Annotated in this window: 14 protein-coding genes; 8 read left to right on the forward strand and 6 right to left on the reverse strand. The window is 71.4% G+C overall.

The genetic code is table 11. The features are described from left to right. Positions 1-90 precede the first annotated feature (90 nt). On the forward strand, positions 91-1284 hold the full coding sequence (locus JJ691_RS00355; protein ID WP_211766772.1) for an ROK family transcriptional regulator: 1194 nt from the start codon (positions 91-93) through the stop codon (positions 1282-1284). A 107-nt stretch (positions 1285-1391) separates the two neighbouring features. Here JJ691_RS00355 and JJ691_RS00360 read toward each other — a convergent pair whose 3' ends face one another. The 4 genes from JJ691_RS00360 to JJ691_RS00375 all read right to left on the reverse strand — a co-directional run bounded on the left by JJ691_RS00360 (position 1392) and on the right by JJ691_RS00375 (position 5834). Next, the gene (locus JJ691_RS00360) at positions 1392-2660 is read right to left on the reverse strand and encodes a ThuA domain-containing protein (RefSeq protein ID WP_249227601.1); all 1269 of its coding nucleotides are present in this window, start codon (positions 2658-2660) and stop codon (positions 1392-1394) included. 344 nt (positions 2661-3004) lie between these two features. Continuing rightward, positions 3005-3472 carry an anthrone oxygenase family protein gene (locus tag JJ691_RS00365; protein ID WP_249227602.1) on the reverse strand — a complete coding sequence of 156 codons (468 nt, stop codon included), beginning with the start codon at positions 3470-3472 and terminating at the stop codon, positions 3005-3007. A gap of 44 nt (positions 3473-3516) precedes the next feature. Continuing rightward, positions 3517-4647 carry a serine hydrolase domain-containing protein gene (locus tag JJ691_RS00370; RefSeq protein ID WP_211766773.1) on the reverse strand — a complete coding sequence of 377 codons (1131 nt, stop codon included), beginning with the start codon at positions 4645-4647 and terminating at the stop codon, positions 3517-3519. 29 nt (positions 4648-4676) lie between these two features. Next, positions 4677-5834 carry a cytochrome P450 family protein gene (locus JJ691_RS00375; protein ID WP_211766774.1) on the reverse strand — a complete coding sequence of 386 codons (1158 nt, stop codon included), beginning with the start codon at positions 5832-5834 and terminating at the stop codon, positions 4677-4679. A 125-nt stretch (positions 5835-5959) separates the two neighbouring features. Between JJ691_RS00375 and JJ691_RS00380 the strand changes: the two genes are divergently transcribed. Both JJ691_RS00380 and JJ691_RS00385 read left to right on the forward strand, forming a co-directional pair. Then, complete coding sequence (locus JJ691_RS00380; RefSeq protein ID WP_211766775.1) at positions 5960-7000, forward strand: TetR/AcrR family transcriptional regulator; 1041 nt, start codon at positions 5960-5962, stop codon at positions 6998-7000. Continuing rightward, positions 6987-7493 (forward strand): RDD family protein, encoded by a 507-nt coding sequence (locus tag JJ691_RS00385; RefSeq protein WP_211766776.1) that lies wholly within the window; start codon positions 6987-6989, stop codon positions 7491-7493. The genes JJ691_RS00380 and JJ691_RS00385 overlap by 14 nt, the downstream gene beginning before the upstream one ends. A 184-nt stretch (positions 7494-7677) precedes the next feature. Here the strand turns inward: JJ691_RS00385 and JJ691_RS00390 are convergent, their stop codons facing one another. Next, the gene (locus tag JJ691_RS00390; protein ID WP_249227603.1) at positions 7678-8151 is read right to left on the reverse strand and encodes a GNAT family N-acetyltransferase; all 474 of its coding nucleotides are present in this window, start codon (positions 8149-8151) and stop codon (positions 7678-7680) included. A gap of 28 nt (positions 8152-8179) precedes the next feature. Here JJ691_RS00390 and JJ691_RS00395 point away from each other — a divergent pair, with 28 nt between their 5' ends. The 5 genes from JJ691_RS00395 to JJ691_RS00415 are packed head-to-tail and all read left to right on the forward strand — an operon-like array spanning position 8180 to position 12169. Continuing rightward, the gene (locus JJ691_RS00395) at positions 8180-8740 is read left to right on the forward strand and encodes a class I SAM-dependent methyltransferase (RefSeq protein WP_211766778.1); all 561 of its coding nucleotides are present in this window, start codon (positions 8180-8182) and stop codon (positions 8738-8740) included. A 41-nt stretch (positions 8741-8781) separates the two neighbouring features. Beyond that, a complete protein-coding gene (locus JJ691_RS00400; RefSeq protein WP_211766779.1) occupies positions 8782-9702 on the forward strand; it encodes a ketopantoate reductase family protein in 921 nt (306 codons plus the stop codon). After that, positions 9699-10295 (forward strand): CGNR zinc finger domain-containing protein, encoded by a 597-nt coding sequence (locus JJ691_RS00405; RefSeq protein ID WP_211766780.1) that lies wholly within the window; start codon positions 9699-9701, stop codon positions 10293-10295. Before JJ691_RS00400 ends, JJ691_RS00405 begins: the two co-directional genes overlap by 4 nt. Before the next feature lie 35 nt (positions 10296-10330). Beyond that, positions 10331-11470, forward strand: a complete 1140-nt coding sequence (locus tag JJ691_RS00410) for a sensor histidine kinase (RefSeq protein WP_211766781.1) — start codon at positions 10331-10333, stop codon at positions 11468-11470. A gap of 54 nt (positions 11471-11524) precedes the next feature. Next, entirely contained in the window at positions 11525-12169 is a 645-nt protein-coding gene (locus tag JJ691_RS00415) for a response regulator (protein WP_211766782.1), read from the forward strand. Here the strand turns inward: JJ691_RS00415 and JJ691_RS00420 are convergent. Continuing rightward, complete coding sequence (locus JJ691_RS00420; RefSeq protein WP_211766783.1) at positions 12166-14094, reverse strand: helix-turn-helix transcriptional regulator; 1929 nt, start codon at positions 14092-14094, stop codon at positions 12166-12168. The genes JJ691_RS00415 and JJ691_RS00420 overlap by 4 nt on opposite strands. Between the last annotated feature and the right edge of the window lie 58 nt (positions 14095-14152).

Here is a 14152-nt window from a genome sequence, read left to right on the forward strand (position 1 = left end):
TGGTTTTAGCCCAAAAATGGCACCCCGACGGGACTACGGTGCTCAGGATTGTCCGGCAGTGGCCCTAAGTCAAGGTGTTACCGTGACCGCATGGCGCAGGCTCCGCTCAACCTGAGGGAAGAGGGCCGGTTGCGGGTGCTCCAGGCCCTGCACCGCACCGGACACAGCAGCCGGGTGGAGCTGGTCCGCCGGACCGGGCTGTCCAAGGCGACCGTGTCCACCCTGGTCACCGACCTGATCACCGCGGGTCTCGTGCGCGAGGACGACGAGCCGCCGGGTTCGGCCCGGCGCACCGGCCGGCCGGCGCAGGCGCTGTCCCTGGTGCCGACCGCGGCGTACGCCATCGGGGTCGACATCGGGCACCAGCACGTGCGGGTCGTGCTGTGCGACCTGCTCGGCGAGCCGCTGTGGGACCGGTTCGTGGTCAAGGAGGTCGACCGGGAGCCGGCGCAGACCCTGGACCTGGTCGCCGATCTGGTCGCGCAGGCGTTGGCGGACAACGACGTCGCGGACGAACGGGTGCTCGGCATCGGCACCGGCATCGCCTCGCCGGTGGACAAGGCCGGCGAGCTCGGCCACTCGATGATCATGTCCGCCTGGGCCGGGCTGCGGCCGGCGTGGGAGCTGGAGCGGCGGACCGGGCTGACCGGCCTGGTCACCAACGACGCCAACGCCGGCGCCCTGGCCGAGCGGCTCTACGGCGTCGCCCGCGACACCGGCGACATGGTGTACGTGCGGCTGTCGGCCGGCATCGGCGCGGGCATTGTCGTTGACGGACAACTGATGCTGGGCGCCCGCGGCCTGGCCGGCGAGGTCGGGCACCTGCTGGCCGAGCCCGGCGGGCGGATCTGCCGCTGCGGCAACCGGGGCTGCCTGGAAACCGTCGCCAGTCCGGTGGCCGTGGCCGAGCTGCTGGCCCGCAGCTGGGGCGAGCCCGTGACGCCGCTGGATCTGCCCCGACTCGTCGCCGAGGGCAACGCCGGCGCGTGCCGGGCCGTCGAGGACGCCGGCGAAGCCGTCGGCCGCGTGCTGGCCTCGGTGGTGACGTTGGTGGACCCGGAACTCGTTGTGGTGGGCGGGGATCTGGCCGCCGCCGGGGAGCTGATCCTGGCCCCCATCCGGTGGAACATCCGCAAGCACGCCCTGTCCCTGGGCGCCCGGCAGGCCTCCGTGGTGGCCGGGGAGCTGGGGGACCGGGCCGAGGTCCGCGGCGCGGCGGGCATCGTGCTGTCGAACGCGCCGCGCCTGCTGGCCACGGCCGGCGTGGATCTGGCCGCGGGGTAGCTGCTCCCCTTTTGCCGGGAAGGGGACTTTCCCTGCATTCCCGGTGCGGTGAAGGGGGCTTTCCTGGCGCTCAACGCCAGGAAAGCCCCCTTCCGCGCGGGGGTGGGTCAGGACTGCTGCTGGAGCTGGAAGGACTGCGAGGCGACGCCGGTGCAGGTGACCTGGGTCAGCTGCGTGCCGTCACCCGAGCCGGACGCCGTCAGGCACTTCTGGCTGCTCATGTTGACGAAGTGCCAGTAGCCGCCCGGTTCGAAGACCGCCTGCCACTGCTGGTTGGTGCCGCCGCCGTAGCTCCAGAGCTGGATGCCGGCGTTGTCGGCGGTGGACCGGTTGGTCACGTCCCACGATTCCGCGGTGTTGGCGCGGTTGTTCACCCGCAGCCACGGGCCATTGGTCCCCTGGAACTGGAACTGCTGGGCGTTGCTGTTGTTGCAGGAGTACTGCTGGATCACGGTGCCGTTCGTGGTCCCCGCGCTGCGGGAGTCGACGCACTTGCCGTTGCCCTTGTTGACCACGGTGAAGTAGGCGTTCGGATTGATCTGGTCGGTCGGCGCGTCGGTCGGGGTGCCGCCGCCCAGCCAGAGCAGGCCGTCGATGATGAACTTGTCCTGGATCGGATCCGCGAACGTCGACGAGAGCGGCGTCTTCGTCGTGTAGTTCATCGCGTCATGGCCGAAGTTGGCGTACAGCATCTTGAAGTTCTTGTTGGTCCACAGAATCGGGTAGTAGCCGCTGTACCAGGACTGGTTCGGGTCGGTGCCGACCGGGAAGCTGGACGCGTCGACCGAGGCCAGGACCTGGATGTTCGGATTCTGGCGCAGGTCGTTCTGCCAGCTGTACCACTCGCTGACGCCGGCCGTCCACGTCGTCGGCAGTCTTCTGGTCGCCGCGTGCGACGAATCCGTGTGCAGAATGGCGGTGGTCGGGAACCAGGTGTTGTTGTTGAACGTCCCGGTGCCCATGAACGTCTGGTTGAACCAGGGCCAGTTCGTGCCGGAATCGTTGTAGGCCGACACGTGCCAGCCGAAGTAGGCGCCGCCGTGCGTCATGTAGTTCTGGAAACCGGACCGCTGGCCGGAATCCGTCGGCACGTCGTCGAGGAACATGACCACGTTGGCCGTCGCCGTGGTCAGGGTGTTCAGCATCGACCAGTTGTTGGTCTGCGTGTACTGGAAGTTGTACTGCGCGGCGATCTGGGGGAACCAGATCGCGGCTTCCTTCTCGAACGCGATGTGCGCGTCGTCGTACGTGCCGCTGTAGAACGCCAACACCTTGAACTGCGGCGCCTGCGGCGCGGCCGGTGCGTTGGCCGCCGTGGACAACACCAACAGCATGGACAGCGCGGCGACGACGGCGCGCGTGATCCTGGATTTCACCTGACTGGACCCTCTTCCGTTCAGGGCGACGGGGTAGGGGCCGTCCGAGCTGGCGGTCTGCGGAGCGACGTGCAGTCAAGAGAGCATAAATCCCACACTTAGTTCAAGACTCTAATTAGGCGAGTGGGGCCATGTGGCGCAACGGTCACGGACAATGCTCCTGGTGGCGCTGGCGGGTGTCCTGCGTCGGGTGTAACGGCCGGCGTTTGTTACCACTCGAATGGCCGATACCGTAGGTGTTTGACGGTTGATCCCCGGGCTTTCCGGTAGCCGGCGTGGTCGCCATTGACCGTATTTTTCACTGCCTGAGTTTTTTCGCCGCACTCAGCGGGAATGCTTTCCCGTCAGATCAGGGCGAGGGTGACCACCAGTGCGGCCAATCCGGCCGTGGTGGCGAGGGTGCGCACGTTGTTCCAGCGCACCCACCGCCGCTCGAACGCCCGCCACGCCGCCGCCGGGTCGGCCGGATCGGCCCGGTCCAGGGCGAGGTTGAGCGGGATGTTGATCCGGAACGTGATCACCAGGGCGGAGCCCAGCAGGATCAGACCCAGCGCCTCGCCGAGGACCCGGGGCCAGTCGCCGGCGACGGCGTCGGCGACCAGCGCCACCGCCGTGAGCAGCGGGGCGCCGGCGAAGCTGAGCGCGAACACGGGATTCTGGATCGCCTCGTTGATCCGCTGCATGGCCTGCACGCGGGTGGCGTCGTCACTGCGCCGCAGACCCGGCATTACGGCGCAGCTGAAGGCATAGAACAGCCCGGCGCCCAGTCCGGTCGCCACGGTCGCCAGCACCAGCACGACTTGTCCGAACACGTCGGCGAGTCAAGACCCGCCGACGCTGTCCGTCAACGGCAATTTCAGACCGCGGTCGCCGCCGCGTGCAAGGCCTTGATCAACCCCTGGTTCTCCGGGCCCGGCCCGCCGGGGAAGCCGAAGCGCCGCCGCGCATAGCCGTACGCGATGCCGTTGCGGGGATCGGCGAACGCCTCGGTGCCGGTCGCACCGGGATGGCCGAACGCGCCCTGGCCGAGCACCGGGTACGCGGTCGCGGCGCTCATGAAGCCGAGCCCGAACGCCGCCGGCTGGCGCGTGACGAGATCGGTGCCGGCGGAGTGGATCTGGCCGACGGCGGCGATCGTGTCCGGCTTGAGCAGCCGGCCGTCGATGGCCGCGGCGTAGAAGTCGGCCAGGCCGCGGGCGGTGCCGATGCCACCGACCGAGGCCGGCCCGAGTTCCCTGATCACCCGGTGGTTGGGCAGCTCCTGGAGGTCGACGGCCTCGGGGTGGTTGCGGTTGAAGGCGATCCCGGTCAGGCTGTTGGGCCCGGTGGCATTGGCCCGCAGCTCCGCCAGCTGCTCGGGCGTCGGCCGCATCGGTTGCGTGCCAAGGAAACGCGGCTCCAGCTCGGCCGGCAGGCCCAGATAGAAGTCGATGCCCAGCGGCCCGCGCACCCGCTCCTCGTGGATCTCCTGGATGCTGCGGCCGGTCACCCGGCGGACGACCTCGCCGGTGAGCGCCCCGATGACCAGGGCGTGGTAGCCGAACGCGGTGCCGGGCCGCCAGTACGGGCGCTGGCCGGCCAGGCGTTCGGCGATGATCCGGTCGTCGGCGATCTCCTCGACGCGGAACCCGTCGTCCGCGCCGACCACGCCGGCCCGGTGCGTGAGCAGGTCCCGCAGCGTGAGCTCGCCCTTGCCCTCGGCCGCGAACTCCGGCCAGTGGTCGGCGACCGGCCGGTCCAGGTCGAGCACGCCGTCCTGGACCAGCAGCGCCACCACCAGGTGCGCCGCGCCCTTGGTCGCCGAGTACACCCCGAACAGCGAGTCGGCGGTGATGTCCGGGCCGATCCACAGGTCCACGACCCGTTCGCCGCGGACGTTCGCGGCCAGCTGCGCCGAATAGTCCTCGCCCTCGGCGGCGGCGATGGCCGCGAACTCGTCCCGCACGGCTTCGTATCCGGGCGCGACGGCGCCTTGTGGTGTGCTCACGTCGCCTTACAAGTCGGGCGGTGCGGCCGCTATTCCCCGGCGTCGACCCGGATCGGCAGGGCCGCCAGCCGCCAGGTCCCCGGATCCGGGCTGCGCACGGGGTTTCCGGCCAGTCGCAGCCGTGGGAAAAGGGTGATCAGGGTCGTCAGCGCCACCTCCGTCTCCACGCGGGCCAGCGCCGCGCCGAGGCAGAAGTGCGGGCCGTGGGCGAAAGCCAAGTGGCCCAAGGAACCTGGAGTGCGAGTCAGGTCCAGGTGGTCCGGGTCGGGGAACGCCTCCGGATCACGGTTGGCCGACAGCATCGAGACGCTGACCGGCTCGCCCTTTGGGATCGGCACGCCGCCGATCTCCAGGTCTTCGGTGGTGAACCGGGGCGTCGTGAGCAGCTGTGGGGTGCACCAGCGCAGCAGTTCCTCCACCGCCCGCGGCATCAGCGACGGATCGTCCCGCAGCAGTTGGAGCTGCTCGGGGTGGTCCAGCAGCGCCTCGACGGCGTTGGCGATCAGGTTGCCCGGCACCTGGCCGGCCAGCACGAGATGCCAGCAGAGCACGACCAGATCCTCGTCTGACGCCTCGGTCCGGACCAGGTCGCCCAGCAGGTCGTCACCGGGCTCCGCGCGCCGGCGGGCGACCGCCGCCTTGGCCCCGGCGATCACTTCGGGAATGGCTTCCTGGAACGCCTGCCCCTGCCCGCTGGCCACCGCCACCCCGGCCCGCCGCCACAGCGGGCGGTCGGCCTCGGCGATGCCCACGAGCTCGCAGATGACCTCGATCGGCAGCGGCCACGCGAAGTCCGTGAGCAGGTCGAACTCGGCCGGCAGACGCTCGCCGAGCGCCCTGGCGATTTGTTCGATCCGAGGCCGGAACTCGGCCGCGCGGCGGGCGGTGAAGGCGGGGGAGACCAGGCGGCGCAGGCGGGTGTGGTCGGGGCCGTCGAGCTCGCCGAGGTTGGCGGTGTCGGGCAGGCCGGCGGGCCGCATGGCGTAGCTGGCCCGGCTGAGGCGGAAGCGGGGATCGGTGAGCACGGCGCGGGCGTGTTCGTGCCTGGTGACGATCCATAACGTGCCCAGCCCAGATTTTCCCAGCCCGGGCACCGGCATCCGGGCCACCGGGGAGTCGGCGCGGGCGGCCGCGTAGGTGGCGACCGGATCGAGCAGCGCGGCGGGGTCGGACGGGTCCAGCTGCATGGCGACTCCATTCAGATGATGAGATCATATGTTTCTACCATCTGAGTGGTGACGGTATCTTCGGCCGGTCGGTGGCGCAAGGAAGGCCTGACACGGTCGGCCACGCCGGTGGCGCGAGGAGGGGCATGGCTCGGCTGACCAGGGCGGAGGCGCAGGAGCGCAACCGGGCGAAGGTGCTGGCCGCGGCCCGGGCCGAGTTCGCCGAGCGGGGATTCCGCGAGGCCAAGATCGACGTCATCGCCGAGCGGGCCGAGCTGACCCGGGGCGCGGTGTACTCGAACTGGCCGGGCAAGCGGGCCCTCTACTTCGCGGTGCTGGCCGAGGACGCCGAGAACGCGCCGCTGCCCCGGGATCCGGAGTACGGGCTGACGCCCCGCGAGGCGCTGGGCGCGTTCGCGCGGGCCTGGGTCGCCCGCCTGCCGTTGGTCAACGACCGGGAGGCGGCCCGGCTGGGCCTGGACCTGATGCCGGAGGTGCTGGCCGCCGAGCAGACCAGCCGTCCGTTCGCGCAGCTCACCCGGTTCACCGCCAGCCTGCTGGGGCTGGCCCTGGAAAACCTCGACCCGGTCGCGGGCCGGCTGGTGCGAGTCGCCGAGGCGGCGCTGACCATGCTGCACGGCGCCAGCCAGTTGGCTGCCGCCGCGCCCGGCTTCGGCGAGCCGTTCAACGTGGTCACCGCCTGCGAGAGCTTCGCCGACCTCGCCCTGTCCGACGTCTGGCCGGGGCAGCCGCCGATCCTCGCCCCGGTCGTGGCCGTCGACGAGCCGTGGAATCCGCCGCCGGCCATGGACCTGCTCGGCCGTGAGCCGGTCCGGACCGGCAAGGGCGTGGTCGCGATCCTCGGCCTGCACCGGCTGTCCGCGGCCGAGGAGATGATCCGCGCCGCCTCACCGTCGGACGAGGTGACGATCGCCTTCGTCACCGCCGAGCCGGCCGAGCTGTCGGCGCTGGGCCGGCTGGTGATCGCCGAGTTCCGCTCGGGTCTGCACCAGGCGTTTCCCCGTTCGGCCTGGCCGCGAGTGCAGATCATCGCCGACTCGGGTGCCTTCGCCGGCGCGGTGGGCGTACCGTCCGCCGTGGACGGGACCGAGGTCGCGGTCCGGGTGCGGAACGGCCGCATCGTCAGACGATCCGAGGGGTTCGGTGCGTGTCATGCCGTCTGCTGAGACGGGAGTCGTGGGCCGGCGCTGCGCGCAGTGGCTGATCGACCGCCTGATCGCTTTCGTGCCGCCGTTCGCGCTGCTGATCGTGATGATGTTCGCCGTGGCGCCCTACCGGTCGCTGTGGTACGTGCCGGGGGCGGTGTTCATCGTCTTGCTGCTGCTGGGCAACCTGGCCACCGATGTGTGGATGCCGCACCGCACCGGCGGCCGCACCCCCGGCATGCGGCTGCTGGGCCTGCGGATCGTCACCGAGTGGGGCGGCACCCCCAAGCTCGGCGCGTATCTGCTGCGCGTCCTGCTCCAATCCGTCGACGGCTTCGCCTTCGGACTGGCCGGCCTGCTCGTGATGGTCTTCAGCCCGCGTCACCAGCGCGTCGGCGACCTCGTGGCGCGGACGCTGGTGGTCCGCTCAGTCCCGGCGGCCCTTGACCACCCAGGAGATTCCCTGCACCACCATGGCGATGCCGCACAGCAGCAGGATGCCCTGGAACACTAGCTGGTCCGTGCTTTCCGTGCCGCTCACGAACGCGGCGATCCAGCCGACGATCAGGATCGCGCCCACACCGATGTTCATCCACCCGACGCGAAGTTGCTTTGTCATGCCGTCGAGTCTCGTCCCCGCCCCGGCCTTGCCACCTCGATCCGCCGAGTGGTTCCGCCTCAGACTTTTGGCCGATGCCCTAGAGGGATCGCCGGTACGCCAGCAGGGTCAGGCCCGGGAACGGCTCGACGTCCAGGTCCGGGACACGGGCGAAGCCGGCCTGTTCGTAGAGGTGGTGGGCGGCGCGCATCGACGGCTGGGTGAGCAGCAGGAGCCGCTCGGCCTGCCACTCGGTGGCGCGGTCGATCGCCGCCTGCACCAACACCCGGCCGACTCCACGGCCCTGAGCCCACGGGGCGACGGCGAGCGCCCGGATCTCCGCCTCCGCCGGGCCGGTGGCCAGCTCGCTGTCCGCGTGCCAGCGCTCCAGGGTGACCGTGCCCAGGATCTTGCCGTCGTCCACTGCCACCAGCACGTCACCGTGTGCCCCGAGTTCGCGTAGGACTGCGGCGTAGGCCGGTGCGGCGTCCAGCAGGTGATCCGCGTTGTAGGCCGTCACTCGCAGCTCGCCGACCTCGGACAGTTCGGCGGCCTGAGCCGTTCGCACCCGCATCCGGTCATTCAAGCGCCAGGATGGCTGGATGTCATGGGATGAGGCGGCGGCGACTTTCGACAACGAGCCCGACCACGGGCTGCGCGACCCCGCGGTGAAGGCGGCCTGGAGTGCGGTGCTGCTACCAAGGCTGCCTTCGCGGCGGTGCCGGATCGCCGATCTGGGCTGCGGGACAGGCAGTGTGACGGCACTGTTCGCGGCGGCCGGGCACGAGGTGCACGGGGTCGACCAGTCGCCGCGGATGCTGGAGCTCGCCCGAGCCAAGTGCGGTGAGGGTGCCGACTTTCTCCTTGGGGACGCGGCGGATCCGCCCTTGGAGCGGGGGTCGTACGACGTCGTCTTCTCCCGGCACGTGCTGTGGACCCTGCCCGAGGAAGCGGTCGGCCGCTGGGTGGAGTTGCTGCGGCCGGGCGGAAAGCTGGTGCTGGTCGAGGGCCGCTGGTCGACCGGGGCCGGGCTCACGGCCGAGGAGTGCCGAGGGCTGGTGCTGGGGCATCGCCAGCAGGCGGTGGTGACCCCGCTGACGGACCGGGAGCTGTGGGGCGGGCCGATCGACGACGAACGGTATCTGCTGGTCAGCGACGTGTAAGATGTAAAAGCGGGAATGACTCTTACCACAGGGAGTGCGACGTGCGGGTTCTGGTGATCGGGGCGGGGGCGACCGGCGGGCTGTTCGGGGTGCGGCTGGCGCAGGCGGGCCGGGACGTGACGTTCCTGGTCCGGCCGAAGCGGGCCGAGGTGCTGCGGCAGCGCGGACTGCGGGTGCACGGGGCCGGCCAGGACCTCACCATCCAGCCGAAACTGCTGGTCACCGGGGAGATCACCGAGACGTACGACGTGATCCTGGTGTCGGTCAAGGCCTCGGGCCTGGAGCAGGCGATCGAGGACTTCGCGCCGGCGGTGGGCCCGGACACGCTGATCATGCCGTTCCTCAACGGAATGCGGCACATGGAGGCCCTGGACAAGCAGTTCGGGGCCGATCGGGTCCTGGGCGGCGTGGTCCGGGTGCAGACGACCGTGGATGACAACGGCGACATCCTGCGGGTCGGCGAGTTGGAGGACATGTCCTACGGGGCCCGCGCCGGCACCGCCCCGGCGCGGCTGGACGAGGTGCACAAGACGTTGAGCGGCGCGGGTTTCCCGGCTGAGCTGTCCGAGCACATCGACGCCGACATGTGGGCCAAGTGGGTCTTCATCGCCTCCCTCGGCGGCGCGAACGGTCTGCTGCGCGGCACCGTCGGGGAGATCGTCGCCGCCGGTGGCGCGCGCTTCGCCGCGGACTTGGTCGACGAGTGCGCGGCGGTCGCGGCCAAGGCTGGATACCCGTTGCCGCAAGCGGTGCACGAAGCATTGCGGGCCCGGTCGACGGCCCAGGGCTCGCCGGCCGCGACCTCCATGTACCGCGATCTGAGCAACGGCTACCCGACGGAGAGCGAGCACATTCTCGGCGACCTGGTCGACCGGGCCCGCCAGCTCGGCGTGCCGACCCCGGTGCTGGAGCTGGCGGCGGTCAGCATGCGCGTGTACGAGAACAAGCTCGCGGCCCAATGACCGCGACCGCTCGGTACGGCCTCGACCCGGCGCCGCCGGAGCTGCGGCTCACCCAGGAACTCCTCAACACCACCGGCACCCGTTATCGGGAGGACCTGCTCGCCGAAATGGGCTGGGCGAGGGAGTGGTTCGCCGCGATTCACCCGGACGGGCCGAGGCTGGGCGTGGTGGACGTGATGGAGCTCCTTGAGCTGCGAACCACCTTGCGGCGCTTGGTCCGGGGTGAGCCGGCGGAGCTGGTCGGGTCCGTCGATATCCGGGTCGACGCCGCGCAGGCCGTGGCCGTGCCGAGACTCGGGGAAACGGCCTGTTCGCACTCCGCGATGGCGAATGCCGAGGAAACGGGCTGTTCGCACGCGACGATGCCGAGCGCCGAGGGAGCGGGCTGGCTGCGCTCGGCGATTCTCGCCGAATGCCTGCTGGCCCGCGCCCTGGGCAGCTGGCCGCGGCTCAAGCTGTGCCGCAACCATGGCTGCCCGGTCGCCTTCTACGACCGCTCACGCAACGGCAGCCGGGTCTGGCATGACGTCTCGACCTGCGGCAATGCTGCCAATGTCCGAGCCCACCGGGCCCGGAATCGCACTTTCGGTTGAGGCGGAGCGCTGGTCCCCGGGGCAGGATCGGGATCATGAATCACGGCTGGACGGGCCGACGGGGCCCGATGGTGGCCGAGTGCGTGGTGCTCGGCCTGCTGTTGGCCGTGGACATCGGCTGGGCGGTCCACGCCGGCCTGCCGAGCGGGCTGATCGGGCAGGCGGCGTTCGAGCTGGTGCCGGGGCAGTCGACGGCGGTGGCGCTGTTGGCGGTGCTGCGCCGGCGGTTCCCGAAGCGGGTGCTGGTGCTGGGCTGTGTGGTGGCGGCGCTGTCGCTGATCGGCACGGGGGCCTTCGTCGCGTCGGCGGCGCTGGGGCAGCCGCTGCCGATGGAGCTGGGCCTGACCGAGCTGCTGGCCCTGGCGCTGCTGGTTGGCTCGGCCGCGCGGCGACTGGCCCCCGTGCCGGCGGTCGTCGTGGTCACGGCCGGCGCGGTGGCGATGATCGCGCAGGCGTTGCTCCGCTACGGCTTCGGCGGCTTGGTGGCCGTGCCGACGGCGGTGGTGTGGGGCGGCGCGCTGGCGGTCGGGCTGCTGCTGCGGGACGCGGATTTCCGGCGCAGCAGCGCGTTGTCCGAGGTCCGGGTGGGCGAACGGCTGCTGCTGGCCCGCGAGCTGCACGACTTGGTGGCGCACCACATCACCGGCGTGGTCGTGCTTTCCCAGGCCGGCCGCCGGATCGCGCCGGAGCGGGACGAGGTGTTCGGCGAGATCGAGCAGGCCGGCGCGGAGGCGCTGGCGGCGATGCGCCGGCTGGTCGGCATGCTGCGCACCGAAGGCGAGCTCGACGCCACCCCGAGCGGCCTGCTGGACGCCGTCGAGCGGGCGGTGCCGCCGGAGGCGCAGTTGACCGTCCAAGATGGACTGGACGTGCTCTCGGTGACGCCGGAGGCCGCGACCACCGTGCACCGGGTGATCCAGGAGTCGGTGACCAACGCGCACCGGCACGCCCCGCAGGCTCGGCAGATCGAGGTGGCGGTGCGGGTGGACGACGAGTGGCTGGTGGTCGAGGTGGTCAACGACGGCGTGCGGGCCGCGCCCGGCGGCCACCGCGGCTACGGCCTGGTGGGCATGGCGGAGCGGGTCGACGCGCTGGGCGGTAGTCTGCTGGCCGGCGCGGTCCCCGGTCAGCGGTGGCGGGTGTCCGCGCGACTGCCACTGGTTAGGACTGTGTGAGCCTACGGCCACTGGGTAGGACTGTGTGAACCTACGGCCACTGGGGAGGACTGTGTGAGCCTGCGGGTCCTGGTCGCGGACGACCAGGCCATGGTGCGGACCGGTTTCCGGCTGATCCTCAACGGGGAGCCGGACATCGAGGTCGTCGGCGAGGCGGCCGACGGCCGGCAGGCCGTGTCGATGGCCCGCGAGCTGCGCCCCGACGTGACCCTCATGGACATCCGGATGCCCATGATCGACGGCCTCCAGGCGACCCGGCTGCTGGCCGGTCCGGACGTGCCGGATCCGTTGCGGGTCGTGGTGGTCACCACCTTCGACCTCGACGAGAACGTGCACGCCGCGCTGCGGGCCGGGGCCTGCGGCTTCCTGCTCAAGGACGCCGGCCCGGGCCTGCTGATCGAGGCCGTGCACGCCGCCGCCAACGGCGAGGCCTTGGTGTCGCCGTCGATCACCACCCGGCTGCTGTCCCACTTCGCCGCCCCGCGGACCGACCGCAAGCCGCTGGAACCGTTGACCGAGCGGGAGTTCGACGTCATCCGCCTGGTGGCCCGTGGCCGCACCAACGCCGAGATCGCCGCCGAGCTGGTGATCTCCCTGTCCACCGTGAAGACCCATCTCGGCGCCGTGCAACGGAAGCTGGCCGCCCGCAACCGCACCGAGGTGGCGATCTGGGCCTGGGAGACCGGGTCGGTGCGCTAGAGACGGTGTTGCTGGAAGAACTGGTGCAGCTGCCCGCGCGAGGTGACCCCTAGTTTGGGGAAGGACCGGTACAGGTGGGAGCCGACGGTCCGCGGGGACAGGAACAGGCGCTCGCCGATCTCCTTGTTGCTCAGGCCTTGCGCGGCCAGCCGGACGATTTCTTGTTGCTGCGGGGTCAGTTCCAGCAGCCGGTTCGGGGCGGCGTCGACGTCGCGGACGCCGGCCGCGCGGAGTTCGGCCAGGGTGCGGGAGATCCACGGTCGGGCGCCGAGGCGGCGGAAGGTCTCCAGGGCGGCGACGAGATGGGGGCGGGCCTCGGCGGGGCGGAGACGGCGGCGAAGCCACTCCGCGTAATCCAGCTGTGTGCGGGCGTGGTCGAACGGCCAGTCGGCGGAATCAGCCAGTGCGGCCAGGAAATGCGGCTCCGGAAAGTCTGGAGTGGACAGTGCGCGGGCGCGGGCGAGCAGCATGCGCTGGCGGCGGCTGAAGGGCTCGATGCCGTCGACAATGGACGACACGTCGTGGCCGGTGCGGGCGGCCGCGGCGGCGAGGTCGGCGACGGCCAGCCGGGTGATCTGGTAGTGCTCGTCGGCGAACATGAGCCGGAACTGGTCGTATGCGGACTCGAAGTCGCCGTCGGCCATGGCGGCCAGGCCGAGGGCCCAGCGGCCACGGGCGATCACCGAGCCGCTGGCGCGCGGGGTCATCGAGGCCAGGGCATCCAGGGCCAGCGACCGTGCCGACGAGGAATCGCCTTGCAGGGCAAGGACTGTGGCGTCGAGGATGGTCGCGGCGGCGGAGGTGTGGGGGAGATCGCCGTCGGCGGCGGCCCGCGCGGACGCGGCGGCGACCAGTCGGGCCGAGGCCCACTGCCCGGCCTCCAGGTAGGCCCAGCCAGCGGCGCAGCGCAACACATCGGGAAGCTGGGCCAGGTCCGTGGCCCGCTCGAACAGCTCGATGGCGACGGCGGTCTCGTCGATCAGCCAGGCCATGGTGCCGTAGGCGGTCAGCTGCGCCGGATCGTCCGGCACGTCGGCGATCTCCGCCGACGACACCGACGAGGGATCGACCAGTGCCCGCACCCACAGGGAATCCCCGTGCACGCCGTCGCGGCGGCCGGTGTAGTAGGCGACGATGGCGGCGCTGGCCACCGCCTCGGAGGCCAGCGGTTCGGACAGTTCCTTGGCCGCGTCGACCAGCAGTCGCTGGGCCGCGTCCCGCCGGGGCGTCAACGCCAGGGCCTGGCCCCGCCGCAGCGAAACCTCGGCCTGCCTACCGTCCACTCTGGACAGCAGCTCCTGGGCCCAGCCGGGATAACCGACGAGGATGGCCAACTCGGCCGCCCGCAGCGGATGGCCGGCCCGCTCCAGCAGTCGGGCGGCGGTCGCGTAGGCGCCGCGCGACACGGCATGTCGGGCCCGTTCCTCAAGCGCGGCAACGGGTTCGACGGCGACGGGCGCGGACACGGCCAACGGCCCGATCCGCTCGTGCGGCAGGCCGAAGTGATCACGGTCGCTGGCCCCGAGGAACGCCACCGGCTCGCCGTCCAACCGCCGGGCGACAAAGGTCAGCACTCGCAGCGAATCCGGGTCCAGCCACTGCATGTCGGCCACGACCACCAGCACCGGCCCGATCTCGGCCAGCAGGTTCAGCACGGCCACGCCCAGCAGCAGCCGGTCCGGCGCGCCCTCGCCGAACAGCACCCCCAGCGCCGCCCGCTGCCGGTCGGGCAGCGCCTCGGCCCGGTCCAGCACCGGGCGCAGCAGCTGGTGCAGGCCCGCGTACGGAATGTCCGACTCCAGCATCGTGCCGGCGGCCCGCAGCACCAACCCGTCGACAGCCCGCCCGTCGACCATCGGGTCGAGGCGGGCGGCCCGGTCCGCGGCCGTCCCGCCGACGAATACCAACGCCGTGCCGGTGCTCACCCCGGCGAAGATACCGGGTGGGTGCGGTCAGATGACTGACTCGCCCGACCGCCCCGGC

Source organism: Kutzneria sp. CA-103260 (assembly GCF_018263855.1).
Classification (GTDB): Bacteria; Actinomycetota; Actinomycetes; order Mycobacteriales; family Pseudonocardiaceae; genus Kutzneria.

Coding starts and splice junctions, on each gene's coding strand:
- JJ691_RS00355 (WP_211766772.1), top strand. CDS start 91: ATGGCGCAGGCTCCGCTCAACCTGAGGGAAGAGGGCCGGTTGCGGGTG.
- JJ691_RS00375 (WP_211766774.1), bottom strand. CDS start 5,834: ATGCAGCTGGACCCGTCCGACCCCGCCGCGCTGCTCGATCCGGTCGCC.
- JJ691_RS00390 (WP_249227603.1), bottom strand. CDS start 8,151: ATGCGGGTGCGAACGGCTCAGGCCGCCGAACTGTCCGAGGTCGGCGAG.
- JJ691_RS00405 (WP_211766780.1), top strand. CDS start 9,699: ATGACCGCGACCGCTCGGTACGGCCTCGACCCGGCGCCGCCGGAGCTG.
- JJ691_RS00395 (WP_211766778.1), top strand. CDS start 8,180: ATGTCATGGGATGAGGCGGCGGCGACTTTCGACAACGAGCCCGACCAC.
- JJ691_RS00385 (WP_211766776.1), top strand. CDS start 6,987: ATGCCGTCTGCTGAGACGGGAGTCGTGGGCCGGCGCTGCGCGCAGTGG.
- JJ691_RS00410 (WP_211766781.1), top strand. CDS start 10,331: ATGAATCACGGCTGGACGGGCCGACGGGGCCCGATGGTGGCCGAGTGC.
- JJ691_RS00380 (WP_211766775.1), top strand. CDS start 5,960: ATGGCTCGGCTGACCAGGGCGGAGGCGCAGGAGCGCAACCGGGCGAAG.